The sequence below is a fragment of the Rathayibacter sp. AY1F6 genome (assembly GCF_002932035.1).
GTDB lineage: Bacteria > Actinomycetota > Actinomycetes > Actinomycetales > Microbacteriaceae > Rathayibacter.
Genome location: NZ_PSVD01000015.1, coordinates 15,761 through 41,466, shown reverse-complemented (window position 1 = coordinate 41,466; position 25,706 = coordinate 15,761). Strand labels below are relative to the sequence as shown.

Sequence of the window (25,706 nt, the reverse complement as noted above, 5' to 3'; positions counted from 1 at the left end):
GCGGCGGACGGCCTCGTTCGCGAGGTCCCACGCCTCGTCGACGCGCCCGAGCAGGCGCAGCAGCTCCGCCTTCTCGGTGAGCGCGGCGAGGCTGCGCAGCGCGCCGATCTCCTCCAGGCGCTCCTGGGCGGCGTCGACGTCGATCTCCTCGTGGAGGGTCGCGGGGTCGTGGCGGATGATGATGCTCAGGGCGATGCTTCCTCGTGGAGTGCGGATCCGGATCGTCGCGCGCGGCGGACGAGAGGACGGTCGGGGTCGCTGACCCCGGCGTCGAGTGTACCGGCGGGTCCCCGGACGGCGCCCCGACGCGCGGCCCGGGTCAGCCCCGTCGCACCTGGAAGATGCTCCGCGCCGGCAGCGGCGACGGGGTGGCGGTCTCGTCCGTGACGACGAGGGCGCCGGCGATGAAGTTCTCGAGCTCCCGCCCCTGAACCAGCTTGGAGGGCGCGGGGTCGGAGGCGAGGCGCCGCGGCAGGCCGTCGAGCGGCAGCGGATCGGCCGAGGCGAGCATCACCACGTTCCCGAAGCGCTTGGCCTTGAGCATCTGGGTGTCGGTCATGATCGCGGTGTGCGCGAAGACGGAGGCGAGCGTCGCGGCCTGGCCGCGGGCGAAGGCGAGCGCGCCGCCGTCGGCCACGTTCACCGCGACCAGGCCGCCGGGGGCGAGCAGCGGCGCGATCGCCCCGTAGAACTCGGCGCTGGTCACGTGCGCGGGAGTGCGCGCGCCCGAGAAGATGTCGACGACGACCACGTCGACCGTGCCGCGCAGCCCGGGCGGCAGCTTGCCGAGCACCTCGCGGGCGTCGCCCTGGCGGATGCGGATCTGCGCCCCGCGGGGGAGCGGGAGCGCCTCGCGCACCAGCTCGACCAGAGCGCCCTCGATCTCGACGACCTGCTGGCGCGAGCCCGGCCGGGTCGCGGCGACGTAGCGGGGGAGGGTCAGCGCTCCGGCGCCCAGGTGGAGCGCCGTGACGCTCTCGCCCTCGGGGGCGACGAGGTCGATCGCGTGGCCGATCCGGCGGACGTACTCGAACGAGAGGTGCGTCGGATCCGCGAGGTCGACGTGCGACTGCGGAGTGCCGTCGACGACCAGGGTCGCCGCGTCGGGCGAGTGGCGGTCGGGCTCGATCCGCGCGGTGTACCCGCTGGCGAGCACGGCGCGGGGGTGCTCGGAGTCGTCTCCGCGTCGGCGGCCGGTGCGTTCCTGCATCCGACCAGTCTGCCGCGGCGGCGGGACGGCGGGGCTCCGCGCCCGGCCCGGTCGGATCGATCCGGGAGGCCGTGGCCTCGTATACCGGACCCCGCGGGGCGGCGCAAGCATCCGCACTTGCGCGGCGTGGCGCGATGCGGCTATATTCGTACTTTGCGCTCCCGAGTACCCATGCCCTCATATCGCGGTCGGCAGGTCACCGGAACCCGGCATCAGATGGTGGATGCCGTTGCCACACTCTAGCCCCGCCCCCAAGACCGAGTCGCCTCGGTCCGCACGGCGTGCGGCAGGGGTGGCGGCCCGTCCGGCGGGAGCCCACTCCACACATCCCACAGATTGAGACCCGCGAGGGTCTACGGAGGTTCCTTCCTTGGCTGCTGCGTCCACCGCGACCACCACCTCACCCAAGAACGGACGCGGAGCTTCGCGTCTCTCGTTCGCCAAGATCAGCGACACCCTGACCGTTCCGGATCTGCTCGCGCTGCAGACCGAGAGCTTCGACTGGCTCGTCGGCTCGGAGGCGTGGAAGACCCGCGTCGCCGAGGCTAAGGCCGCCGGCCGGGAGGACCTCCCCGCCAACTCCGGCCTCGACGAGATCTTCGAGGAGATCTCCCCGATTGAGGACCTCAGCGAGACGATGCAGCTGAGCTTCACGAACCCGTACCTCGAGCCCGAGAAGTACACGATCGAGGAGTGCAAGGAGCGCGGCAAGACCTACGCCGCTCCGCTGTACGTCGAGGCCGAGTTCATGAACCACCTCACGGGTGAGATCAAGACCCAGACGGTCTTCATGGGCGACTTCCCGCTGATGACCGAGAAGGGCACGTTCATCATCAACGGCACCGAGCGTGTCGTCGTGTCCCAGCTCGTGCGCAGCCCCGGCGTCTACTTCGAGCGCCAGCAGGAGAAGACGTCCGACAAGGACATCTACTCCGCCCGCGTCATCCCGAGCCGCGGCGCCTGGCTCGAGTTCGAGATCGACAAGCGCGACCAGGTCGGCGTGCGCATCGACCGCAAGCGCAAGCAGTCGGTCACCGTGTTCCTCAAGGCCCTCGGCCTGACGAGCGAGGAGATCCTCGAGCAGTTCGCCGGCTACGAGTCGATCGAGCTGACCCTCGAGAAGGACAACATCCTCACCAAGGAGGACGCCCTCCGCGACATCTACCGCAAGCTCCGTCCGGGCGAGCAGGTCGCCGCCGAGGCCGCCCGCGCGCTGCTGGACAACTTCTACTTCAACTCCAAGCGCTACGACCTCGCGAAGGTCGGCCGCTACAAGATCAACCGCAAGCTCGGCATCGACAAGGCGCTGTCCGACTCGGTGCTCACGGTCGAGGACATCATCGCGACCATCAAGTACCTGGTCGCCCTGCACGACGGCCGCACCGCCCTCCCCGGCGTGCGCGACGGCGAGTCGGTCGAGCTGCGTCTCGACGTCGACGACATCGACCACTTCGGCAACCGCCGCATCCGCGCGGTCGGCGAGCTGATCCAGAACCAGGTCCGCACCGGACTGTCCCGCATGGAGCGCGTCGTCCGCGAGCGCATGACCACGCAGGACATCGAGGCGATCACCCCGCAGACCCTGATCAACGTGCGCCCCGTCGTCGCCGCGATCAAGGAGTTCTTCGGCACCAGCCAGCTGTCGCAGTTCATGGACCAGAACAACCCGCTCGCGGGTCTGACCCACAAGCGCCGCCTGTCGGCGCTCGGCCCCGGCGGACTCTCCCGCGAGCGCGCCGGCGTCGAGGTCCGCGACGTCCACCCCTCGCACTACGGCCGCATGTGCCCGATCGAGACCCCGGAAGGCCCGAACATCGGCCTGATCGGATCGCTCGCGTCCTTCGCGCGCATCAACTCGTTCGGCTTCATCGAGACCCCGTACCGCAAGGTCGTCGACGGCACCGTCACCTCGCAGATCGACTACCTCACCGCGTCCGAGGAGGACGAGTACCTGGTCGCCCAGGCGAACGCCCCCCTCACGAAGGACTTCCGCTTCGCGGAGGGCAAGGTCCTCGTCCGCCCCAAGGGCGGAGAGGTCGAGCTCGTCGACGCCGAGCGCGTCCACTACATGGACGTCTCGCCGCGCCAGATGGTCTCGGTCGCGACCTCGCTGATCCCGTTCCTCGAGCACGACGACGCGAACCGCGCGCTCATGGGAGCGAACATGCAGCGTCAGGCCGTCCCGCTGCTGCGCAGCGAGTCGCCCGTCGTCGGAACCGGCATGGAGGGCTTCGCGGCCATCGACGCCGGCGACGTCATCACCGCCGACAAGGCCGGTGTCGTCCAGGAGGTCTCCGCCGACTCCGTCACCGTCCAGCTGGACGAGGGCGGCACGCAGACCTACTTCCTCCGCAAGTTCGACCGCTCCAACCAGGGCACCTCGTACAACAACCGCGTGGTCGTCTCGGCCGGCGAGCGCATCGAGGTCGGCGAGGTCGTCGCCGACGGCCCCGCCACCGAGAACGGCGAGCTCGCGCTGGGCAAGAACCTGCTCGTCGCGTTCATGCCGTGGGAGGGCCACAACTTCGAGGACGCGATCATCCTCAGCCAGAACTTGGTGAAGGACGACGTCCTCTCCTCGATCCACATCGAGGAGTACGAGGTCGACGCCCGCGACACCAAGCTCGGCAAGGAGGAGATCACCCGCGACCTCCCCAACGTCAGCCCGGAGCTCCTGGCCGACCTGGACGAGCGCGGCATCATCCGCATCGGCGCCGAGGTCCGCCCCGGCGACATCCTCGTCGGCAAGGTCACGCCCAAGGGCGAGACCGAGCTCTCGGCCGAGGAGCGCCTGCTCCGCGCGATCTTCAACGAGAAGAGCCGCGAGGTCCGCGACACGTCGCTGAAGGTGCCCCACGGCGAGCAGGGCACGATCATCGGCGTCAAGGTGTTCGACGCGCAGGACGGCGACGACGAGCTCGGCTCGGGCGTCAACCAGCGCGTGGTCGTCTACATCGCCCAGAAGCGCAAGATCACCGAGGGCGACAAGCTCGCCGGCCGCCACGGCAACAAGGGCGTCATCTCGAAGATCCTGCCGGTCGAGGACATGCCGTTCCTCGCCGACGGCACCCCGGTCGACATCGTCCTCAACCCGCTCGGCGTCCCCGGCCGCATGAACTTCGGCCAGGTCCTCGAGATCCACCTCGGGTGGATCGCGAAGCAGGGCTGGAAGGTCGAGGGCCAGCCGGAGTGGGCCGCGCGCCTGCCCGAGCACGCCCGCGAGGCGGCGCCCGGCACCAAGGTCGCGACCCCCGTCTTCGACGGTGCGGCGGAGGAGGAGCTCGCAGGGCTCCTCGACTCCACCACCCCGACCCGCGACGGAGAGCGCCTGATCGGCTCGTCCGGCAAGACGCAGCTGTTCGACGGCCGCTCCGGGGAGCCCTTCCCGGACCCGGTCTCGGTCGGCTACATGTACATCCTGAAGCTGCACCACCTCGTCGACGACAAGATCCACGCGCGCTCGACGGGCCCGTACTCGATGATCACCCAGCAGCCGCTCGGTGGTAAGGCGCAGTTCGGCGGCCAGCGCTTCGGCGAGATGGAGGTGTGGGCCCTCGAGGCCTACGGCGCCGCCTACGCCCTCCAGGAGCTCCTCACCATCAAGTCGGACGACATCCTCGGCCGCGTGAAGGTGTACGAGGCCATCGTCAAGGGCGAGAACATCCAGGAGCCCGGCATCCCGGAGTCCTTCAAGGTCCTCATCAAGGAGATGCAGTCCCTGTGCCTGAACGTCGAGGTCCTCTCGGCCGACGGCACCGCGGTCAGCCTGCGCGACACCGATGACGAGGTCTACCGCGCCGCGGAAGAGCTCGGCATCAACATCTCCTCCCGGTTCGAGTCGTCCTCCGTCGACGACATCTGATCCGCGCCAGCATCTGACGACCTCCCGTCTCTGACGAGACACCCTGTTTTCCGACAAGGAGAAAACATTGCTCGACGTAACCACTTTCGATGAGCTGCGCATCGGCCTCGCAACGGCCGATGACATCCGTCGCTGGTCGCACGGTGAAGTGAAGAAGCCCGAGACCATCAACTACCGCACCCTGAAGCCCGAGAAGGACGGCCTGTTCGGCGAGCAGATCTTCGGACCCTCTCGCGACTGGGAGTGCTCCTGCGGCAAGTACAAGCGAGTCCGCTTCAAGGGCATCGTCTGCGAGCGCTGCGGCGTCGAGGTCACCAAGTCCTCGGTCCGCCGCGAGCGGATGGGCCACATCGAGCTCGCCGCCCCCGTCACCCACATCTGGTACTTCAAGGGCGTCCCCTCGCGCCTCGGATACCTGCTGGACATGGCGCCGAAGGACCTCGAGAAGGTCATCTACTTCGCGGCGTACATGATCATCGACGTGGACGACGACGGCCGTCACGCCGACATGCCCGGGCTCGAGAACGAGCTCCGGCTCGAGATCAAGACCCTCTCGGACCAGCGCGACTCCCGCATCGCGGACCGCCTGGCGCGCCTGGAGACCGACCTCGCCGCCCTGGAGGCGGAGGGCGCCAAGAGCGACCAGAAGCGCCGCACCAAGGACGGCGCCGAGAAGGAGATGGGCCAGATCCGCAAGTCCTTCGACGAGGACATCGCGCGGCTCGAGAGCGTGTGGGAGCAGTTCCGCACCCTCAAGGTCGGCGACCTCAAGCCCGAGGACGCGGTCTTCAACGAGCTCGTCGACCGGTACGGCGTCTACTTCGAGGCCTACATGGGCGCCGAGGCGATCAAGAAGCGCCTCGAGCAGTTCGACCTCCAGGCCGAGGCCGAGACGCTGCACCTGCAGATCGCCGAGGGCAAGGGTCAGAAGAAGATCCGCGCCATCAAGCGCCTGCGCGTCGTCAACTCGTTCCTCGCCACCGGCAACTCGCCGGCCGCGATGGTCCTCGACGTCGTCCCGGTCATCCCGCCGGAGCTGCGCCCGATGGTGCAGCTCGACGGAGGCCGGTTCGCGACCAGCGACCTGAACGACCTCTACCGTCGCGTGATCAACCGCAACAACCGACTCCGCCGCCTGCTCGACCTCGGTGCCCCCGAGATCATCGTGAACAACGAGAAGCGCATGCTCCAGGAGGCGGTCGACGCCCTCTTCGACAACGGCCGCCGCGGCCGCCCCGTCACCGGAACCGGCAACCGCGCCCTCAAGTCCCTGAGCGACATGCTCAAGGGAAAGCAGGGTCGCTTCCGCCAGAACCTGCTGGGCAAGCGCGTCGACTACTCGGGCCGCTCGGTCATCATCGTCGGCCCGCAGCTCAAGCTGCACCAGTGCGGTCTGCCCAAGCAGATGGCGCTGGAGCTGTTCAAGCCGTTCGTGATCAAGCGCCTGATCGACCTGTCGCACGCGCAGAACATCAAGGCCGCCAAGCGCATGGTGGAGCGCTCGCGCCCGCAGGTGTGGGACGTGCTCGAGGAGATCATCCGCGAGCGCCCCGTCCTGCTGAACCGCGCGCCCACGCTGCACCGTCTCGGCATCCAGGCCTTCGAGCCCCAGCTGGTCGAGGGCAAGGCGATCCAGCTGCACCCGCTCGTCTGCGCCGCGTTCAACGCGGACTTCGACGGCGACCAGATGGCTGTCCACCTGCCGCTGTCCGTCGAGGCCCAGGCCGAGGCGCGCATCCTGATGCTCGCGTCGAACAACATCCTCAAGCCCTCGGACGGCCGTCCGGTCACCCTGCCCACGCAGGACATGATCATCGGCCTCCACCACCTGACGACGATCCGCGAGGGCGCCGCCGGCGAGGGCCGCGCGTTCTCCTCCGTCTCGGAGGCGATCCTCGCGAAGGACCAGGGCTCGCTGCACCTGAACTCGAAGGTCAGGATCCGCATGTCGGACGTGTACTTCGCGCAGGGTCAGGCACCCGAGGGCGTCGAGATCGACGAGAACGGCAAGGTCACCGCGCCGGTCCTCCTCGAGACCACGCTCGGCCGCGCCCTCTTCAACGAGGCGCTGCCGGTCGACTACCCCTACTTCGAGCAGGTCGCCGACAAGACGACCATCTCCGGGATCGTCAACGACCTCGCGGAGCGCTACCCGAAGGTGGAGGTCGCCGCCTCCCTCGACCGGATCAAGGACGCCGGCTTCTACTGGGCCACCCGCTCGGGTGTCACCGTGGCGCTGTCCGACATCCTCACGCCTCCGTCGAAGCCCGAGATCATCGCGGGCTACGAGAAGAAGGCTGCGAAGGTCGAGTCCGAGTACGACAAGGGTCTGACCACTCAGGCCGAGCGCCGCCAGGAGCTCGTGAAGATCTGGACCGAGGCGACCGACGAGGTCGCCAAGGCCATGCGCGCGAACTTCCCGACGGACAACACCATCAACCGCATGGTCACCTCCGGTGCCCGCGGCAACTGGCTGCAGGTGCGCAACATCGCCGGCATGCGAGGCCTGGTGAACAACCCGAAGGGCGAGATCATCGCCCGACCGATCATCTCCTCGTACCGCGAGGGCCTGTCGGTCGCCGAGTACTTCATCGCCACGCACGGTGCCCGCAAGGGCCTGGCCGACACCGCGCTCCGCACCGCGGACTCGGGCTACCTGACGCGTCGACTCGTCGACGTGTCGCAGGACGTCATCATCCGCGAGGAGGACTGCGGCACCTCGAAGGGCCTCGACCTGCCGATCATGCTCCAGGACGCCACCGGCGCCTGGATCAAGGACTCCAACGTCGAGAACTCCGTCTACGCCCGTTCGCTCGCCACCCCGGCGTCGAACGAGGCCGGCGAGCTCGTCGCCGAGGCCGGCGAGGACGTGGGCGACGTGCTCATCGAGAAGCTGGTCGGAGCGGGCGTGCGCCACATCAAGGTGCGCTCCGTCCTGACCTGCGAGTCCGCCGTCGGCGTCTGCGCGGCCTGCTACGGCCGCTCGCTCGCCACCGGCAAGCTCGTCGACATCGGAGAGGCCGTCGGCATCATCGCGGCCCAGTCGATCGGCGAGCCCGGCACGCAGCTCACGATGCGCACCTTCCACACCGGTGGATCGGCCTCGGCCGACGACATCACGCAGGGTCTTCCCCGCGTGCAGGAGCTCTTCGAGGCCCGCACCCCCAAGGGCGCGTCGCCGATCGCGGAGGCCGCCGGCCGGATCACCATCGAGGACACCGACCGTGCCCGCCGCGTCATCCTCCAGCCGGACAACGGCGACGAGGCGGTCATCTACCCGGTGCTCAAGCGCTCGCAGCTCCTCATCGAGGACGGCCAGCACGTCGAGCTCGGGCAGCAGCTGCACGTCGGAACGGTCGACCCCAAGGAGGTCCTGCGCGTGCTGGGCGTCCGCGAGGTCCAGAAGCACCTGGTGGGCGGCGTCCAGGGCGTCTACCGCTCGCAGGGTGTGCCGATCCACGACAAGCACATCGAGGTCATCGTGCGTCAGATGCTCCGCAAGGTCACCGTGGTCGACCACGGCGACACGGAGCTTCTGCCGGGCGAGCTCGTCGACCGCTCGCGCTACAGCGAGGTCAACCGTGCGGCTCTGACCGAGGGCAAGCGGACCGCGTCCGCCCGCCAGGAGGTCATGGGCATCACCAAGGCCTCGCTCGCGACCGAGTCGTGGCTGTCGGCCGCGTCCTTCCAGGAGACCACCCGCGTCCTCACGCAGGCGGCCATGGAGGGCAAGCGCGACCCGCTGATGGGCCTGAAGGAGAACGTGATCATCGGAAAGCTGATCCCGGCGGGAACCGGTCTGCCCAAGTACCGGAACGTGTCGGTCGAGGCGACCGAGGAGGCGAAGGCCGAGCGGTACCCCAACCGCATCTTCGCCGACGACGCCGCGTTCAGCGACGCCGACCTCTCGTTCGTCGACTTCGACTCGTTCTCGAGCGACGGCTACGAGCCGGGCAACTACAGCTGATCCAGGTGAGCTGAACGATCGAAGGCCCCGTCGGGACACCGGCGGGGCCTTCGTCGTCCCCGACCCGCGGTCACCCGCACGGGGGGCCGCCCGTTCGCGACGAGCGGCCTTCCCCGCAGGAGCGGGGTGATTGACTCGATGGGTGCTCGTCGGGTCGAGCCTGTACCCGTTCCCCGTCCTGGTCGCGGCACGTGAGGAAACGCGCGGATGAGACTCGTGATCGTCGTGCTGGCCGCACTGCTCGTGGTGGTCGGCCTCGTCGTGGTGCCCGCGGGGCGGGCGGAGGCGGCAGAGGCGGTCGCACCCTCGTCCTGCGGCGTCGCGGAGCTGGCTCCCGTGCTCGCGGGCGACGACGTCCGGCCGCGCTCCGCCGCCGCGCTGGTCCCCATCGTGATGCTGCACGGCTGGCTGGGCACGGCGACGCACGACGCCGACCGCACAGGGGCCTTCTCCCATCTCGTCGACATGGTGTCGTCGGAGTCGGCGACCGCTCCGCTCGACGCTCCCGAGCCGTCCCTCCTCGGCCGGCTGCAGCAGATCGACGGCGCCGCGGTCTACACCTTCGACTACCGCCGGCTCGCCGCGCGCTGGGTCACCGACCCGGGGATCAGCGACGCGCTCGCCTCCTCGATCGCCTGCCTCGTCTCCGCGACCGGGCACCGCGCCGTCGTCGTCGCGCACTCGATGGGAGGGCTCGCCGCCCGCCAGGCGCTGAGCGGCTCGGTCGACGGGACCGCCGTCGCCTCGATGGTCTCGTCCGTCCTCACCTTCGGCACCCCGAACACGGGATCCGACGTCGCGGAGCGCCTCGGACGAATGGTCGACGACTCCGGCCAGGTCAGCCCCGCGGTGATCGCAGGACTGGACCCGCAGAGCCGGCTGAGCGTCTCGGCGATGCTCGCCTCCTGCGGGGACGCCGTCTCGGAGGACGCCGAGCACGCGGGGGAGTGCACGGGAGTGCCGATGATCGACGCCCTCGCCTCGGCGGCGGGCAAGGGCCTGCGGACGGGATCGACCGAGCTCGGCTCCCTGCCGCCCTGGCCCGCCGGCGTGCACGTGACGGCACTGGTGGGTGACATCCAGGTGACCGCCGCGGTGGCGCTCGGCCTCGCCACCGCGCCGGTCGACCTCGGCGACATCATGGTCGCAACCGGATCGGCGACGGCCGGAGTCGACGACTACGTGGTCTCGACCTGCCGCTACACCTACCTCGCCGCGGCGGACGTGCCGTCCCTCGTCGCCGAGCTCTCGCCGTTCGCGCGGCTCGGCGATGCTCTGCGCTTCGCGAAGCTCGTGGTCGACGTCGACGCGAGCCCGTGCCACCACGCGCGGCTGACCCGGAACGTCGACCTCGTCGAGCACGCCACCGGCGTCGTGTCGGACTTCGTCGCGGGCGAGCTGTCCGCTCCGCACGCCTCTCGAGCGCAGACCGCGGCGAGGGCGCTCCCGGCGGCGGAGGAGTCCCGGAGGCGGTCCTCGTGACCGGTCGGCGGACACCGCCGAGGAGACACCATGTCGCGTCAGTTGACGGACGTCTGTCGGGAAGCATACGGTCGGACCGGCCCATGGGGAGGCCGCCTGGGGGACAGGCAGCGCGGCCCGCGCGGCACCCGAGCCGCATGCGCGGGCCGCGCCCGTCTCCGATCTCCTCTCACGTTCCGCGCTCCCTCCGGGTACGCTCGGCTGGACAGCAGATGTCGGAGGCTCCTCCGTGCATCCCGGCGCCGGAGGCCTGATGAGCGACGACCCCCTCGATGCGGAGGAGTCGGCGCGTCCTCCCCGCCTGACCCGCGAGCAGGTCCGCACCCGCCTGCTGGACGCCGCTCTCGCAGTCGTCCGCGCCGAGGGCCTGCGCGTCGGAGTCGCCCACCTGCCCCTCGAGGACGTCATCCGCTCGGCGGGTGTTCCGCGCAGCACCGTGTACCGGATCTGGCCCACCCGCCAGTCGTTCTACGACGAGCTGATCGCCGCGATCCCGGAGAGGGTCCTCGCCACCCGCCTCGACCAGCCGTCCCTGCGGGCCGGGAACTCCCACCTCCACCGCAGCCTCGACCCCGAGCCGACCCCGGCGCAGCGCCGCGAGGCCCTGATCGCCTCCGTCCGGGTCGCCGTCGATGCGAACGTCGACAACGTCTTCTCGTCGCAGCACTGGCGCAACTTCATCGCTCTCGCCGGCGCGGTGGGCTCGCACGAGGAGCCGGCGCGGACCGCCATCGGATCCGCTCTGCGGTCCCGCCAGCTGCACTTCATCGACAACATGGCGAAGTACTACGAGCACACCCTCGCCGAGGCGGGGCTCCGGCTGCGCCCGGACCGCGGCTCCGCCGCTCTCGCCTCCGCCGTCTCGGCACTGATCGAGGGGCTGTGCATCGCGCGGATCGCGGCACCGGAGCTGGTGACCGGCCCGCTCGACCCGGCCGATCCCGAGGGGCCGTCACTGGCGGTGGTGTCGGTGCTGCTGCTGATCGACGGGTTCACCGAACCGGACGAGTGATCCGGGTCGCGGGGTCCGCTCAGTCCTCCGCGACCGGCTCCAGCATCCCGTCGACGATCGAGCGGATCGTCCAGGCCGCCAGGGTCCACTCGACCGGCTCGCCGTCGAGGCCGGGGGCGGTCACCGCAGCGTCGAGGTCGTCGTCGAGGAGCCGGCCGCGGTGCGCGAGCCCGTCGATCACGATCGCGGTGAGGTGGGCGAGCTGGAGCGTCGTGAATCCCGGGCGCATCGTCCCGCCGAAGACCTGCAGGGTCTCCTCGTAGAAGTCGCGCATCCGGCGAGTGAGCATGCCCTCGATCCGCTTCGCCGTGGCGCGCACGGCGTCGCGTGCAGGCCCCTCCTCCATCGAGAAAGTGCAGGCGAGCAGCGCGTTGTACGAGGACCAGTCGGCGGAGCGGCGGAGCGACTCGGCATTGGCCCGCGCGCCGATGCGGATGGTCTCCCAGGCGACCCGGCGGCGGCCGGCGGCCGTGGAGAGCAGATCGGTGGAGCGCTCGTAGACCTCGCGCATCTCCTGCTGGGCCTCGGGATCGGCGCCCTCCGCGTACCGGTCCCGCACGAAGACCTCGCCGACCAGGTCGGCCACGAACTCCTCGCGCGTGCTCCAGATCCGGTAGACGGAGCTGCGCGGCACGCCGGCCAGGCGGATGTACTCCTCCATGGGCAGGTGCGCGAAGCTCACCGTGAGGCCGTGGTCGGAGACGACGTCGCGCGCCGTGGCGATCATGCGGCTGCGCACCTGCTCCGCGGGGATCCTCCGGGCCCGCCGGGAGCCCTCTGCGCTGTCGTCCATGGAGAGGGACACTAGCCGGAGACGGTGCCGCGGGTGGTCCTCCACGCGCTCCGGGAGCCGATCCGGAGCGCTCTGGGGGCGTCCTCCCACTGAGACGGAATGTCCCATCACCTGCACGACGACGTCGCGGACCGCTACGGTGCAGCCGGGGCGGACCCGAACCTGCCCCTGCTAGGGGACCCCCGTGACCGGATTCGATCGGTTCACGCTGGCCGTCGTCGACGGACCAGCGATCGAGCGCGCCGCGCTGCAGGCGCTGCTCGCGCAGCTGCTGCCGCAGTTCTCGCACGACGAGGAGGGCGTCGACCGCATCGCGGTCCTCGACCTGGACGGCGTGCCCGGCGAGGAGGTGGCCGACACCCTCGAGCGTGCGGCTACCCGGACCGTCGGCCTCGTCGTGCTCTCCTCCTCCGACTCCCTGGAGCCGGTGCGGGCCGTGCTGCGACGGGAGAGAGCGGCCTACGTCTGGAAGGGCGACGACCCCAGCGAGCTCGCCGCGGCGGTCGTCTCCGTCGCCTCCGGCCGCACCTGGATCTCGGACACCGCCCGCCACCGGCTCGTGCACGGGCGCGAGGAGCGCCGCCCGGTGCTGAGCCCCCAGGAGAGCCGGGTGATGCGCGCCTACGGAGCGGGTGCCGCGGTCCGCACCGTCGCGGTCGACCTCAGCGTCGCCGAGCACACTGTCCGCACCTACATCAAGCGGATCCGCGCCAAGTACCTCGAGACCGGCGTCACTCTCGACTCACGGGTCGACTTCTACCGCCACCTCGGCGACCACGACGTCGCCATCCGCCGCGGCGGAGACCGGGTGCGGGCCGGCGCGCAGCAGGCGGCCGGCGACGTCGTCGGCGAGCGCCGAGCCTGAGGCGAGCAGGATCGCGTTCCCGCCGGTGCGCCCCTCGACGAAGGCCGTCGATCCGACCGCTGCGGTGACCGGGAGCAGCTCCCGGACGACCCCGCGCAGGCGGTCCAGCCTCCGGTGGTCGGCGTCGTCGGCGACGTTGACCGCGAGGAGCCCGTCGGCGCCGACGCGGGCGGCGAGCGGAGCGAGGACGGACGCGCGGTAGAACGCCTCCGGGATCTCGTCCCCGTCGTAGACGTCGAGCACGACGAGGTCGGCGCTCCAGGGCGGCAGGGGCCCTGCGGCGTCGGCCGTGAGGAACCGGACGCGCGCGCCGCGGGGGAGCGGCGCGTGCTCGAGCACGAACTCCACGAGTCCCGCCGCGCTCTCCACCGCGAGCTGCTCGGAGCCCGGCCGGGTCGCGGCGACGTACCGGGCCAGGGCCAGGGCTCCGGCTCCGAGGTGCAGCACGCGCAGCGGCTCGCCGGGCGGGGCGGCGGCGTCGACCACCGCGCCGAGGCGCGCGAGGTACTCGAGGTGCAGAGCCCGGGGATCGCCCGGATCGATCAGCGACTGCTCCGCGCCGTCGACCGTGAGCAGCAGCGCCTCCGGCCGCACGGGATCCGGCCCCAGCACGGCTGTGCGGCCTCCCGGCAGCAGGAGGGACGGAGGCATCCCGTCACGCTAGCGCTCCTCGCGCGATCCGCCCCGCCGCCGCTACGGTGACAGGCATGGCCGCCCTGATCCTGCTCGACGTCGACGGCGTCCTGAACCCCTCCGTCCGCAGCGATCGCGCCTCGGGCTCGCACCGCCTGGAGCTCGAGCCGGAGCGGGCGGCGCTCGTCGCCCGCCTGGCCGCGGTCGGCACGATCGTGTGGGCCACGACCTGGCCGCCGCGCTTGACGCGGGTCCTCGCCCAGGACCTCGGGCTGCCGGCGGGTACGGAGGCGATCGTCTTCGACGGCGGCCTCCCGCGCGACCCGCGGTTCCCGGGCCGGACGGGCAAGCTCCAGCCCGTCGCGGTGTGGCTGGAGGCGGCCGCCGAGCGCGGCGCGATCGACGCCGTGGTGTGGATCGACGACAACCTCCACGAGGACGCCTACGACTGGGCCCGCGAGCAGAGCACCCCCTTCCACCTGGTGCGTCCGGAGTCGGCGGCGGGCCTCACGAGCGACGAGGTCGCCGGTGCCGAGCACTTCCTGGCCGGACTCCCGGCGTCACACGGCGACATCCGGGAATAGGGCCGCCCCCTCCACTGGTTATCGTCACTCCGGGCGGTTCCGCCGAGCAGCGGTCCGCCCCGGGACGACCCGTCCCCTCGTCGATCCCCGCGCCGCATCCGGCGCAGCGGGACCGCCACGACTCCGTGATGCACCGAAGGACAACACCGTGACCCTCTCCGCCCGCACCTCCCTGCGCGTCCTGCTCGGCACGACCGCCGCCGCCGCCGCCCTGGTCCTCGCCGGCTGCGCGCCCGCCTCGACCGACGACGTGGTCTCCGGCTCGAGCGGCGAGGGCACCGCCTCCGCGAGCTCCGGCCTGACCCTGGCCGAGGTCGAGGACTCGGGGAAGCTCACCATCGGCACCGAGGGCACCTACCCGCCCTTCTCCTTCCACGCCGACGGCGGGACGGGAGCCCTCACCGGCTACGACGTCGACGTGATCACCGCCGTGGCCGAGAAGCTGGGCGTCGAGCCCGACTTCCAGGAGACGCAGTGGGACGCGATGTTCGCGGGCCTGGACGGAGCGCGCTTCGACGTGATCGCGAACCAGGTCTCGATCAACGACGAGCGCGAGGCGAAGTACGACTTCTCGGAGCCGTACTCGGTCAGCCCCGGCGTCGTGATCGTCCCCTCGAGCGACACCTCGATCACCGACCTCGCCGGCCTCTCCGGCAAGACCACCGCGCAGTCGCTCTCGAGCAACTGGTACACCGTCGCGCAGGAGAACGGCGCCGAGGTCGAGGGCGTCGAGGGCTGGGCGCAGGCCATCGCCCTCGTCGAGCAGGGCCGCGTCGACGCGACCGTGAACGACCGCCTCACCTGGCTCGACTGGTCCACGACCTACCCCGACCAGGCCGCGGGCCTCAAGGTCGCCGTCACCACCGACGACACCTCCGAGAGCGCCTTCACCTTCCCGAAGGGCTCGGACGACCTCGTCGAGGCCGTCGACTCCGCCCTCGACGAGCTGCGCGAGGACGGCACCCTCGCCTCCATCTCCGAGCGCTACTTCGGAGCCGACGTCTCCCAGTAGCCCCACCCCGAGACGGCTCCTCCCCTTCCGGGAGGGGCCGTCTCGTGCGTGAGCGGTCCCGACGCGGGGGAGCGGCGGAGCGGCTCAGGCCGCGGGTCCGCCTGCAAGGGCGCCCGCCCCGGCGCGAAGCGTGCCAGCATTCCCCAGGAGGCGGAGACGATCCGCCCCCGACGCCACCACCCGATCGAGCCGACCGCGGATCCTCCCGCGAAGGCGGGAGAACACAATGGACCTCGTCCTCCGGTCGTTCTGGCCGATCCTCTCCGGGGGCATCGTCGGGACGATCCCGCTCGCGCTGGCGAGCTTCGCCATCGGGCTCGTGCTCGCGCTGGCGGTCGCCCTGATGCGGCTCTCGCGGGTGCGGATCCTCTCCTGGATCGCGCGCGCCTACATCTCCGTCATCCGGGGCACGCCGCTCCTGGTGCAGCTGTTCGTGATCTTCTACGGGCTGCCGAGCCTCGGACTGAAGATCGACCCCTGGCCCAGCGCCACCATCGCGTTCGCCCTCAACGTGGGCGGCTACGCGGCGGAGGTGATCCGCGCGGCGATCCTCAGCGTCCCGAAGGGGCAGTGGGAGGCGGCGCACACGATCGGCATGAGCCGCTCGCTCTCGCTGCGGCGCATCATCCTCCCGCAGGCCGCGCGCGTCTCCGTCCCGCCGCTGTCGAACACCTTCATCTCGCTGGTGAAGGACACCTCGCTGGCCTCCCTCATCCTGGTGACCGAGCTCTTCCGGCAGGCGCAGAAGATCGCCACCGCGTCGAGCGAGTTCATGCTCCTCTACCTCGAGGCCGCTCTGATCTACTGGCTCATCTGCCTGGTGCTCTCCAGCGGCCAGGGCCTGCTCGAGAAGCGATTGGACCGCTATGTCGCCCGCTGACACTCCGACCGACGCCCGGCCCGTGCTCAGGGCCCGCGGCCTCCGCAAGTCGTTCGGCGGGGTGGAGGTGCTGCGCGGCATCGACCTGGAGGTCCACCGCGGCGAGGTCGTCGCCCTGATCGGGCCGTCCGGCTCGGGCAAGACCACCGTCCTGCGCTCGCTGAACAGCCTCGAGGTGCCGGACGGCGGGGTGGTCGAGCTCGCCGACGGCAGTGTCCTCGACTTCGACCGCGGCGTCGGACGGAAGGCGCTGACCGGGCTGCGCGACCACTCCGCGATGGTCTTCCAGCACTTCAACCTCTTCCCGCACCTGACCGTCCTCCAGAACGTGACGGAGGGGCCGCTGCGAGTGCAGCGCCGTCCCGCGTCCGAGGTGGTCCCGGAGGCGGAGCGCCTGCTCGAGCGCGTCGGCCTCGGCGGCCGGGGGAGCGCTTACCCCTTCGAGCTCTCCGGCGGTCAGCAGCAGCGCGTGGGCATCGTCCGGGCGCTCGCGCTGCGGCCCGATCTGCTCCTCTTCGACGAGCCCACCTCGGCGCTGGACCCGGAGCTGGTCGGCGACGTGCTCTCGCTGATGCGGGAGCTGGCGGGGGAGGGCTGGACCATGCTCGTCGTGACGCACGAGCTCGAGTTCGCCCGGCAGGTGGCCTCGGAGGTCGTCTTCATGGCCGACGGCGTGGTCGTCGAGCGGGGCGCCCCTGCGCAGATCCTCCGGGAGCCGCGGGAGCCTCGCACCCGGCAGTTCCTGCACCGCCTCCTCCACCCGCTCGAGTAGACGGTCGGCGCTGTCCCCCGTCGACGGGGAGCCGCGCGGCGCACCGGGCGCGGCGGAAGGCGTGCCTATGCTGTCCGGGTGACCTGGAGCAGCGACGCCGAGACCACGCGGATCCCCTCCGCGACCGAGACGTCCGGCGGAACCGGACCCCAGCCGACCCGGGAGTACGTCTGGCCCGAACCCGTGACGGGCCGGCAGCCGACCGTCGAGCCCGTCGCCCCGGCCGTCGCGGCATCAGCCCCCAGCGCCCTCGGGCCGGTCGAGGCCGAGCCCGAGCCGGTCCGGCGCTCCGGCAACCGCCTCGCGGGCCTCGCGCTCGCCCTCCTGACGACCGCGGTCTTCGCCGTCCTGTACCTCGTCGCCCTGACGGCGATCCGCCTGCTGGTCGACCGCGTCGGCGGCGACCCGGTCGCCCTCGCGCTCGACGCTGCGCCGACCGCGCTCTTCCTCGCCCCGGTGGCCGCGTTCCTCGTCGGCCTGGCGCTGATCGTGCTGGTCGTGAACCGCGCGGGCTGGTGGGCCTACGTCCTCGGCGGCTTCCTCGTCGCCCTCCTCACGGCCGCGGCCGCGCTGGTCGGCGGCTGGAGCGCCGTCGGACCGCTCGCCCTGCCGATCGACCGCTCCCTCGCGCTCGACTACGTCCGCGATCCCGCCGTACTCGCGGCGGTCCTCGCCGCCGGCGTCCTCGGCCGGGAGGCGAGCGTCTGGGGCGGCGCCGCGATCGCGGGCCGTGCCCGGGGCGTCAAGCGCCGCAACGCCGAGCGCGAAGCGGCCGCGCAGTCGTGACTCCGGAGGGGCAGGGGCAGGGCCGCGGAGCCGGCCTGGGCTACGGCCTCGCGCTGGCCGGCTTCGCCGCGTTCCTCTACCTCGCCCTGGTCGTCTGCGCGTTCGGGGTCCTCAGCCTCCTGCTGGACCAGGACGTCGTGCCCGAGCGCGACGCCGGTCCGCTGCTGGGGCCGGTGTCGGTGGCGGTCTGCGTCGTCGCCGTGCTGGTCGCGATGGTGACCCTCGCCGCCCGTCCCGCCGTCCACCGCGTCCTCGGCCCGTCGCTGCTGACCGGGGTCGTCGTCTACCTGCTCTTCCTCCTCACCGGCGGAGCGCTCTACGGGCTCGGCCGCCAGGAGCCGGGGGAGATCCTCGGCTGGATCCTCGACCACGCCCCCACTGTCTTCGCGATCGCGACCGGCGTGCTCGCGGCGGCCGTCCAGCTCGTGTTCCTCCTGCTCCTGGCCCGTCGCGACGCCGGCGGCCGCAGCCCTCACTGGGGCTGGGAGGGCGACGAGCGGGAGTGAGGGCGGAGTCCCGGCGCGTCTCGTCGCGGCGCTGCGGCATCTCCCAGGGCGAACGCCGCTCGGTTGACCGGCCCCGTCACTCCCCGTAATATTCTTCGGGTGTGCGCTTTGCCGTGCGCTCGTGTCGTGCCTCCGGGCCGATGCGGTCGCCGCACTTCGCTCCACCGGGTCCGCGAGGATCCGCGGGTTCGTCCGATCGGGCGGCCCCCACGGCATACCCCTCACCCTCCCGGTCCCGCTCGCGGGGCCGCGGGGTGCGTCGGGTCCAGATGAACTCGGCCGTTCCCGGAGACGGGAGGGCCGAATGTCGACCATCGATCCGCTGTCACCGTGCAGCATTCAAGGAGCAAAACCAGTGCCAACGATTCAGCAGTTGGTCCGCAAGGGACGCACGCCGAAGGTCACCAAGACCAAGGCGCCCGCCCTGAAGGCCAACCCCCAGCAGCGCGGCGTCTGCACGCGCGTCTACACGACCACGCCCAAGAAGCCGAACTCGGCCCTCCGCAAGGTGGCCCGCGTGAAGCTCTCCAACGGCACCGAGGTCACCGCCTACATCCCCGGCGAGGGCCACAACCTGCAGGAGCACTCGATGGTGCTCGTGCGCGGCGGTCGCGTCAAGGACCTCCCCGGTGTCCGCTACAAGATCGTTCGCGGCGCCCTGGACACCCAGGCCGTCAAGAACCGCAAGCAGGCTCGCAGCCGGTACGGCGCGAAGATGGAGAAGAAGTAATGCCTCGTAAGGGCCCCGCTCCCAAGCGCCCCGTCGTCGCAGACCCCGTCTACGGCGCCCCCATCGTCAGCCAGCTCGTCAACAAGATCCTCCTGGACGGCAAGAAGGGCCTCGCCGAGCGCATCGTCTACGGTGCCCTCGAGGGCGTCGCCGGCAAGAACGGCCAGGACGCGGTCGTCACCCTCAAGAAGGCGCTCGACAACGTCCGCCCGACCCTCGAGGTCCGCAGCCGCCGCGTCGGCGGCTCGACCTACCAGGTCCCGGTCGAGGTCAAGCCCCACCGCGCCAACACCCTCGCGCTCCGCTGGCTCACCAGCTACGCGAAGGCCCGTCGCGAGAAGACGATGACCGAGCGTCTCATGAACGAGATCCTCGACGCGTCGAACGGTCTGGGCGCCGCTGTCAAGCGTCGCGAGGACACCCACAAGATGGCCGAGTCGAACAAGGCCTTCGCGCACTACCGCTGGTAGCGCACCCCGCGGCCGCCCCCGGGCGACCGCGACCACCGGGCCCGCGGCGTCACCGCTGCGGGCCCGGTCCCGGCGGCGGATCGCCCGATCCCCGCGACCGGGCGACCGCCACCACCAGAATCCCAGCCATTCGGCCATGAACCCGGTGCGCTGGCTCCATCACCTATCGGAGGAACTCCGTGGCACAAGATGTGCTCACCGACCTGAACAAGGTCCGCAACATCGGCATCATGGCCCACATCGATGCCGGCAAGACCACCACCACCGAGCGCATCCTGTTCTACACGGGTATCACGCACAAGATCGGCGAGGTCCACGACGGCGCCGCGACGATGGACTGGATGGCGCAGGAGCAGGAGCGCGGCATCACGATCACGTCCGCCGCGACGACCTGCTTCTGGAACAAGAACCAGATCAACATCATCGACACCCCCGGTCACGTCGACTTCACGGTCGAGGTCGAGCGCTCGCTCCGCGTCCTCGACGGCGCCGTCGCCGTCTTCGACGGCAAGGAGGGCGTCGAGCCCCAGTCCGAGACCGTCTGGCGTCAGGCCGACAAGTACGACGTCCCGCGCATCTGCTTCGTCAACAAGATGGACAAGCTCGGCGCCGACTTCTACTACACGGTCGACACGATCATCAAGCGCCTCGGCGCGAAGCCGCTGGTCATCCAGCTGCCCATCGGCGCGGAGTCCTCCTTCGAGGGCGTCGTCGACCTGGTCGAGATGCGCGCGCTCACGTGGCGCGGCGACTCGAAGGGCGACGTCGCGCTCGGCGCGAAGTACGAGATCGAGGAGATCCCGGCCGACCTCGCCGACAAGGCGGCGGAGTACCGCGAGAAGCTCCTCGAGACCGTCGCGGAGACCTCCGACGAGCTGCTCGAGAAGTACTTCGGCGGCGAGGAGCTCACCGTCGCGGAGATCAAGGCCGCCATCCGCAAGATGACCGTCAACTCCGAGATCTACCCGGTGCTCTGCGGCTCGGCGTTCAAGAACCGCGGCGTCCAGCCGATGCTCGACGCTGTCGTGGACTACCTCCCCTCCCCGCTCGACGTCCCCGCCATCGAGGCCCACGACGTCCGCGACGAGGAGAAGGTCATCATGCGCCACGCGGACTCGACCGAGCCCTTCTCGGCGCTCGCGTTCAAGGTCGCCGTGCACCCGTTCTTCGGCCGCCTGACCTACGTCCGCGTCTACTCGGGCAAGCTCGACTCCGGCGCCCAGGTCATCAACTCGACCAAGGGCAAGAAGGAGCGCATCGGCAAGATCTTCCAGATGCACTCCAACAAGGAGAACCCGGTCGACTCGGTCACCGCCGGCCACATCTACGCCGTCATCGGCCTCAAGGACACCACCACCGGTGACACCCTGAGCGACCCGGCCGCGCAGGTCGTGCTCGAGTCGATGACCTTCCCGGAGCCCGTCATCGAGGTCGCCATCGAGCCCAAGACGAAGGCGGACCAGGAGAAGCTCGGCACCGCGATCCAGAAGCTCGCGGAGGAGGACCCCACCTTCCGCACCGAGCAGAACCAGGAGACCGGTCAGACGGTCATCAAGGGAATGGGCGAGCTGCACCTCGACATCCTGGTCGACCGCATGAAGCGCGAGTTCAACGTCGAGGCCAACGTGGGCAAGCCCCAGGTCGCGTACCGCGAGACGATCCGCCGCACGGTCGAGAAGTACGACTACACCCACAAGAAGCAGACGGGTGGCTCCGGCCAGTTCGCGAAGGTCCAGATCACCATCGAGCCGATGGAGGTCGAGGCCGACAAGACCTACGAGTTCGTCAACGGCGTCACCGGTGGCCGCGTCCCGCGCGAGTACATCCCCTCCGTCGACGCGGGCATCCGCGACGCCATGCAGGTCGGCGTGCTCGCCGGCTACCCCATGGTCGGCGTGAAGGCGACCCTGGTCGACGGAGCGGCGCATGACGTCGACTCCTCCGAGATGGCGTTCAAGATCGCCGGCTCGATCGCGTTCAAGGAGGCCTCGCGCAAGGCGCAGCCGGTCCTCCTCGAGCCGCTCATGGCCGTCGAGGTCCGTACTCCCGAGGAGTACATGGGCGACGTCATCGGCGACATCAACTCGCGTCGCGGGATGATCCAGTCGATGGAGGACGCCACCGGCATCAAGGTCATCCGGGCCAACGTCCCGCTGTCCGAGATGTTCGGCTACATCGGAGACCTGCGCTCGAAGACCTCGGGCCGCGCCGTCTACTCGATGACGTTCGAGACCTACGCCGAGGTCCCCAAGGCCGTGGCCGAGGAGATCGTCCAGAAGAACAAGGGCGAGTAGCTCCGCCCCTGGGCCGTCGCCGTTCCCCGGAACGGCGGCGGCCTGGTAGTGTCGTGCGGGTTTGCTGCCGAGTGCAGCGCGCCCCCTGTCGCAGCGGGACGGCCGCACGACCACTGCCGGTAACATACGTACACAAAACCCCCGCAAGTCCTCCTGTCCTCGTGCCGCCCCGTGCGGCCGCCCGGATGCGGATGCTTGCACCTAAGTCCTGAGGAGGACCCACAGTGGCTAAGGCCAAGTTCGAGCGGACCAAGCCGCACGTCAACATCGGAACCATCGGTCACGTCGACCACGGAAAGACCACGCTCACCGCGGCGATCTCGAAGGTTCTGGCGGACAAGTTCCCGTCCGCGACCAACGTCCAGCGTGACTTCGCGTCGATCGACTCCGCTCCCGAGGAGCGCCAGCGCGGCATCACGATCAACATCTCGCACGTCGAGTACGAGACGCCGAAGCGCCACTACGCGCACGTCGACGCCCCGGGTCACGCCGACTACATCAAGAACATGATCACCGGCGCGGCCCAGATGGACGGCGCGATCCTCGTGGTCGCCGCCACCGACGGCCCGATGGCTCAGACCCGTGAGCACGTCCTCCTCGCCAAGCAGGTCGGCGTCCCCTACCTCCTCGTCGCGCTGAACAAGGCCGACATGGTGGACGACGAGGAGATCCTGGAGCTCGTCGAGCTCGAGGTCCGCGAGCTCCTCTCGTCGCAGGGCTTCCCCGGCGACGACGCCCCCGTCGTGCGCGTCTCCGGCCTCAAGGCACTCGAGGGCGACGACACCTGGACCCAGTCGATCCTCGACCTGATGGACGCGGTCGACGAGTCCATCCCGGACCCGGTGCGCGACAAGGACAAGCCGTTCCTCATGCCGATCGAGGACGTCTTCACGATCACCGGTCGTGGAACCGTCGTCACCGGCCGTGCGGAGCGTGGAACCCTCGCTCTGAACTCCGAGGTCGAGATCGTGGGCATCCGCCCGACGCAGAAGACCACGGTCACCGGAATCGAGATGTTCCACAAGCAGCTCGACGAGGCCTGGGCCGGCGAGAACTGCGGTCTGCTCCTCCGCGGCACCAAGCGCGAGGACGTCGAGCGCGGCCAGGTCGTCGTCAAGCCGGGTTCGGTCACGCCGCACACGGACTTCGAGGGCACCGCGTACATCCTGTCCAAGGATGAGGGTGGGCGTCACAACCCGTTCTACGCGAACTACCGTCCGCAGTTCTACTTCCGCACCACCGACGTCACCGGCGTCATCACGCTGCCCGAGGGCACCGAGATGGTCATGCCCGGCGACACCACCGACATGACGGTCGCGCTGATCCAGCCGATCGCCATGGAGGAGGGCCTCGGCTTCGCCATCCGTGAGGGTGGACGCACCGTGGGTGCCGGTACGGTCACCAAGATCATCAAGTAGGTCCGTCCTACCGATCTCTCGAGAGGGGTCGTCCGCTTCGGCGGGCGGCCCCTCTCGTCGTTCCCGGGGACGCCCGGCTAGCGTGGCGGCATGCCCTTCGTGAAGAGCGACCCCCGTGCCCTCCCGCAGTTCTTCGAGTGGGAGGCGGCCGGCCTGGACTGGCTGCGCGAGGCGGACGGCGGTGCGCGCTGTGTCGGGGTGGAGAGGGTGTCGCCAGGGCGCATCGAGCTGGAGGAGATGCGCTCCGTGCGTCCCTCGGCCGAGTCGGCTCGGGCTCTCGGCGCCGCGCTCGCTCGGACGCACGACGCCGGAGCCGCGGCGTTCGGAGCGCCGCCCCCGGGATGGACCGGCCCCGCGTACATCGGCCGCCGCGGGATGCCGTGCCGCCCGGACGACTCGTGGGGGCGCTTCTACGCGGAGCAGCGGGTGCGGCCGTTCCTCGGCCCCGCCGTGGAGGCGGGCAACCTCACGGCAGCCGAGTCGCGGCTCGTCGAGCAGGCTCTGGGCCGGGTGGCGGCCGGAGCCTTCGACGACGGTGCGGGGCCCGCCCGGATCCACGGGGACCTCTGGACCGGCAACGTGCTCTGGACGGCGGACGGCGCCGTCCTGATCGACCCCGCCGCTCACGGGGGACACCGCGAGACCGATCTGGCGATGCTGGCCCTCTTCGGTGCTCCGCACCTCGACGCCGTCCTCGAGGGCTACCGCGAGCAGCATCCGCTGGGGGCCGGCTACGAGGAGCGGGTGCCGCTCCACCAGCTGCACCCGCTCGCCGTCCACGCCGCCGGTCACGGTCCCTCCTACGGCCGCGCCCTGGCAGACGCGGCGGAGCAGGTGATCGCACTGGCCGGCTGACCGGCGCGCCCGCACCGTTCCCCCAGCCGGGAGCGCCACACTGAGGCACGCGCCGCCCTGTGCGCGTTTACAAGGAGGCATCATCGTGGATCTCGGGAAGCTCGGACGCCAGGCCGGCGAACTGCTCAACAGCCGGAAGGCCCAGGACGCGCTGCGGAGCGAGAAGGCCGAGCAGGTCTCCGACCAGACCCTCGAGAAGGCGGGCGAGATCGCCAGCCGCCTCACCAACGGCAAGTACGACGACCGCATCGAGGACCTGAAGCGCCAGGCCGACAAGCGGATCGGCAACGAGTAGCAGCTGCCGTCCGACTGCTCCTCCCCGCCGTCAAGCGGGTGCGGGCCTCCGATCCGCCGTCCTATCGTCGAAGCGATGGCTGACACTCGCGCGCAACGACTCCGCAGGACCGATTCGAGCGGGCGCGGCTACACCCGGGTGCGCGCGGGCTCCGGCTTCAGCTACCGCGACCCGAAGGGCGCAACCGTCGCCGACAAGGAGCTGCGCGCGCGGTTCGACCATCTCGGCATCCCGCCGGCCTGGACGGACGTCTGGATCGCCCCGTACCCCAACGGGCACATCCAGGCCACCGGCGTCGACTCCGCCGGCCGCCGCCAGTACATCTACCATCCGACCTGGCGCGAGCAGAAGGACCGGATCAAGTTCGACCGGGCGCTGCGGCTCGCGGAGGCTCTGCCCGGGGCGCGCCGGGCCGTGACCATCGCCCTCCGCTCGGACGGACCCAGCCGCGAGCGCGCGCTGGCCACCGCCTTCCGGATGCTCGACACCGGATCGCTCCGCGTCGGCAGCGAGAGGTACGCGAAGGAGCACGGCAGCATCGGCCTCTCGACGCTCCTGTGCGCGCACGCCACGACCCACGGGGACCGGGTCGCCCTCGCCTTCCCCGGGAAGAGCCATCAGGCGTGGACGAGCGAGATCCTCGACCACGACCTCTCGCGCGTCGTCCGTGCTCTCAAGCGTCGCGGGCCGAACGCCCGCCTGCTCGCCTGGAAGGACGGGCGGGAGTGGCGGCCGATCTCGGCGCCCGAGATCAACGACTACGTGCGCGAGCGCGCCGGCGACGACTTCACGGCGAAGGACTTCCGCACTCTGCACGGCACGGTCGCGGCCGCGCTGAGCCTGGCGAAGTCGGGCCCGCAGGCCACGCAGCGCGCTCGGAACTCCGCGATCGCCCAGGCGATGCGCGACGCCTCGGACGTGCTCGGGAACACGCCGACGGTCGCCCGCGCCAGCTACGTCGACCCGCGGCTGCTCGACCACTTCCGCGCCGGCGAGACCATCGACGCGTCGCGCCCCGCGTCGGCCGAGACCGCCGTCCGGGCGCTGCTCTTCGAGTAGCGGGGGAGGCGCTCCGACCCGCGCTGCTGCTCGGAGCGACCGGCTCCCCAGGACCGTCACGACGTGCTCGCGGAGGAGTCCTCCGGCGCGACACGCCCGGGTTGCAGGGGTGGGGCATCTGTGGGAGACTCTTCTAGTTCAAAATTTCCTCTCGGGCGGCGTGCTGCTCGGAGGGGGACACTGCCAGGCAGTGCCGAGACGGCATCGCGGAGGCTCGACCC

The 25,706-nt window shown here is 70.7% G+C and carries 20 protein-coding genes; 18 read left to right on the top strand and 2 right to left on the bottom strand.

Annotation, left to right across the window (positions count from 1 at the left end):
• Positions 1–319: 319 nt before the first annotated feature.
• Positions 320–1,210: a spermidine synthase gene (locus C5C44_RS12240; RefSeq protein ID WP_104335934.1), complete on the bottom strand. Its 891-nt coding sequence runs from the start codon at positions 1,208–1,210 to the stop codon at positions 320–322.
• 370 nt (positions 1,211–1,580) lie between these two features.
• Here C5C44_RS12240 and rpoB point away from each other — a divergent pair, with 370 nt between their 5' ends.
• The 4 genes from rpoB (at position 1,581) to C5C44_RS12220 (ending at position 11,533) form a co-directional block, all read left to right on the top strand.
• On the top strand, positions 1,581–5,072 hold the full coding sequence (gene rpoB, locus C5C44_RS12235; RefSeq protein WP_104260909.1) for a DNA-directed RNA polymerase subunit beta: 3,492 nt from the start codon (positions 1,581–1,583) through the stop codon (positions 5,070–5,072).
• A 67-nt stretch (positions 5,073–5,139) separates the two neighbouring features.
• A complete protein-coding gene (locus C5C44_RS12230; protein WP_104224580.1) occupies positions 5,140–9,039 on the top strand; it encodes a DNA-directed RNA polymerase subunit beta' in 3,900 nt (1,299 codons plus the stop codon).
• Between the two features lie 207 nt (positions 9,040–9,246).
• On the top strand, positions 9,247–10,521 hold the full coding sequence (locus tag C5C44_RS12225) for a triacylglycerol lipase (RefSeq protein WP_104335933.1): 1,275 nt from the start codon (positions 9,247–9,249) through the stop codon (positions 10,519–10,521).
• Between the two features lie 253 nt (positions 10,522–10,774).
• Positions 10,775–11,533, top strand: coding sequence for a TetR/AcrR family transcriptional regulator (locus C5C44_RS12220; RefSeq protein ID WP_104324480.1), 759 nt, complete (start codon positions 10,775–10,777; stop codon positions 11,531–11,533).
• 19 nt (positions 11,534–11,552) lie between these two features.
• On the opposite strand, the gene C5C44_RS12215 is transcribed toward C5C44_RS12220, so the two are convergent.
• The gene (locus tag C5C44_RS12215; protein ID WP_146076958.1) at positions 11,553–12,326 is read right to left on the bottom strand and encodes a hypothetical protein; all 774 of its coding nucleotides are present in this window, start codon (positions 12,324–12,326) and stop codon (positions 11,553–11,555) included.
• Between the two features lie 184 nt (positions 12,327–12,510).
• Between C5C44_RS12215 and C5C44_RS12210 the strand changes: the two genes are divergently transcribed.
• The 14 genes from C5C44_RS12210 to C5C44_RS12145 all read left to right on the top strand — a co-directional run bounded on the left by C5C44_RS12210 (position 12,511) and on the right by C5C44_RS12145 (position 25,485).
• The gene (locus C5C44_RS12210) at positions 12,511–13,191 is read left to right on the top strand and encodes a LuxR C-terminal-related transcriptional regulator (protein ID WP_104224576.1); all 681 of its coding nucleotides are present in this window, start codon (positions 12,511–12,513) and stop codon (positions 13,189–13,191) included.
• Positions 13,192–13,898: 707 nt separating this feature from the next.
• Positions 13,899–14,408, top strand: a complete 510-nt coding sequence (locus C5C44_RS12205) for an HAD domain-containing protein (RefSeq protein WP_104233923.1) — start codon at positions 13,899–13,901, stop codon at positions 14,406–14,408.
• Positions 14,409–14,556: 148 nt separating this feature from the next.
• Positions 14,557–15,420, top strand: a complete 864-nt coding sequence (locus C5C44_RS12200) for an amino acid ABC transporter substrate-binding protein (RefSeq protein ID WP_374953121.1) — start codon at positions 14,557–14,559, stop codon at positions 15,418–15,420.
• Positions 15,421–15,646: 226 nt separating this feature from the next.
• Positions 15,647–16,300, top strand: a complete 654-nt coding sequence (locus C5C44_RS12195) for an amino acid ABC transporter permease (protein ID WP_104224574.1) — start codon at positions 15,647–15,649, stop codon at positions 16,298–16,300.
• A complete protein-coding gene (locus tag C5C44_RS12190) occupies positions 16,287–17,072 on the top strand; it encodes an amino acid ABC transporter ATP-binding protein (protein WP_104324482.1) in 786 nt (261 codons plus the stop codon). The genes C5C44_RS12195 and C5C44_RS12190 overlap by 14 nt, the downstream gene beginning before the upstream one ends.
• Positions 17,073–17,150: 78 nt before the next feature.
• Positions 17,151–17,858 (top strand): hypothetical protein, encoded by a 708-nt coding sequence (locus C5C44_RS12185; RefSeq protein ID WP_104295964.1) that lies wholly within the window; start codon positions 17,151–17,153, stop codon positions 17,856–17,858.
• Complete coding sequence (locus C5C44_RS12180; protein ID WP_104233922.1) at positions 17,855–18,364, top strand: DUF6121 family protein; 510 nt, start codon at positions 17,855–17,857, stop codon at positions 18,362–18,364. The genes C5C44_RS12185 and C5C44_RS12180 overlap by 4 nt, the downstream gene beginning before the upstream one ends.
• Before the next feature lie 355 nt (positions 18,365–18,719).
• Positions 18,720–19,094, top strand: coding sequence for a 30S ribosomal protein S12 (rpsL, locus tag C5C44_RS12175; protein WP_011186743.1), 375 nt, complete (start codon positions 18,720–18,722; stop codon positions 19,092–19,094).
• On the top strand, positions 19,094–19,564 hold the full coding sequence (rpsG, locus tag C5C44_RS12170; RefSeq protein ID WP_068251443.1) for a 30S ribosomal protein S7: 471 nt from the start codon (positions 19,094–19,096) through the stop codon (positions 19,562–19,564). Before rpsL ends, rpsG begins: the two co-directional genes overlap by 1 nt.
• 179 nt (positions 19,565–19,743) lie before the next feature.
• On the top strand, positions 19,744–21,858 hold the full coding sequence (gene fusA / locus C5C44_RS12165; protein WP_104247597.1) for an elongation factor G: 2,115 nt from the start codon (positions 19,744–19,746) through the stop codon (positions 21,856–21,858).
• A 224-nt stretch (positions 21,859–22,082) separates the two neighbouring features.
• On the top strand, positions 22,083–23,276 hold the full coding sequence (gene tuf / locus C5C44_RS12160) for an elongation factor Tu (RefSeq protein ID WP_104224570.1): 1,194 nt from the start codon (positions 22,083–22,085) through the stop codon (positions 23,274–23,276).
• A 90-nt stretch (positions 23,277–23,366) separates the two neighbouring features.
• Entirely contained in the window at positions 23,367–24,131 is a 765-nt protein-coding gene (locus C5C44_RS12155) for a fructosamine kinase family protein (protein ID WP_104324483.1), read from the top strand.
• Positions 24,132–24,216: 85 nt separating this feature from the next.
• Entirely contained in the window at positions 24,217–24,426 is a 210-nt protein-coding gene (locus C5C44_RS12150; RefSeq protein WP_159939075.1) for an antitoxin, read from the top strand.
• A gap of 75 nt (positions 24,427–24,501) precedes the next feature.
• Complete coding sequence (locus C5C44_RS12145; RefSeq protein ID WP_104224567.1) at positions 24,502–25,485, top strand: DNA topoisomerase IB; 984 nt, start codon at positions 24,502–24,504, stop codon at positions 25,483–25,485.
• Positions 25,486–25,706 lie beyond the last annotated feature (221 nt).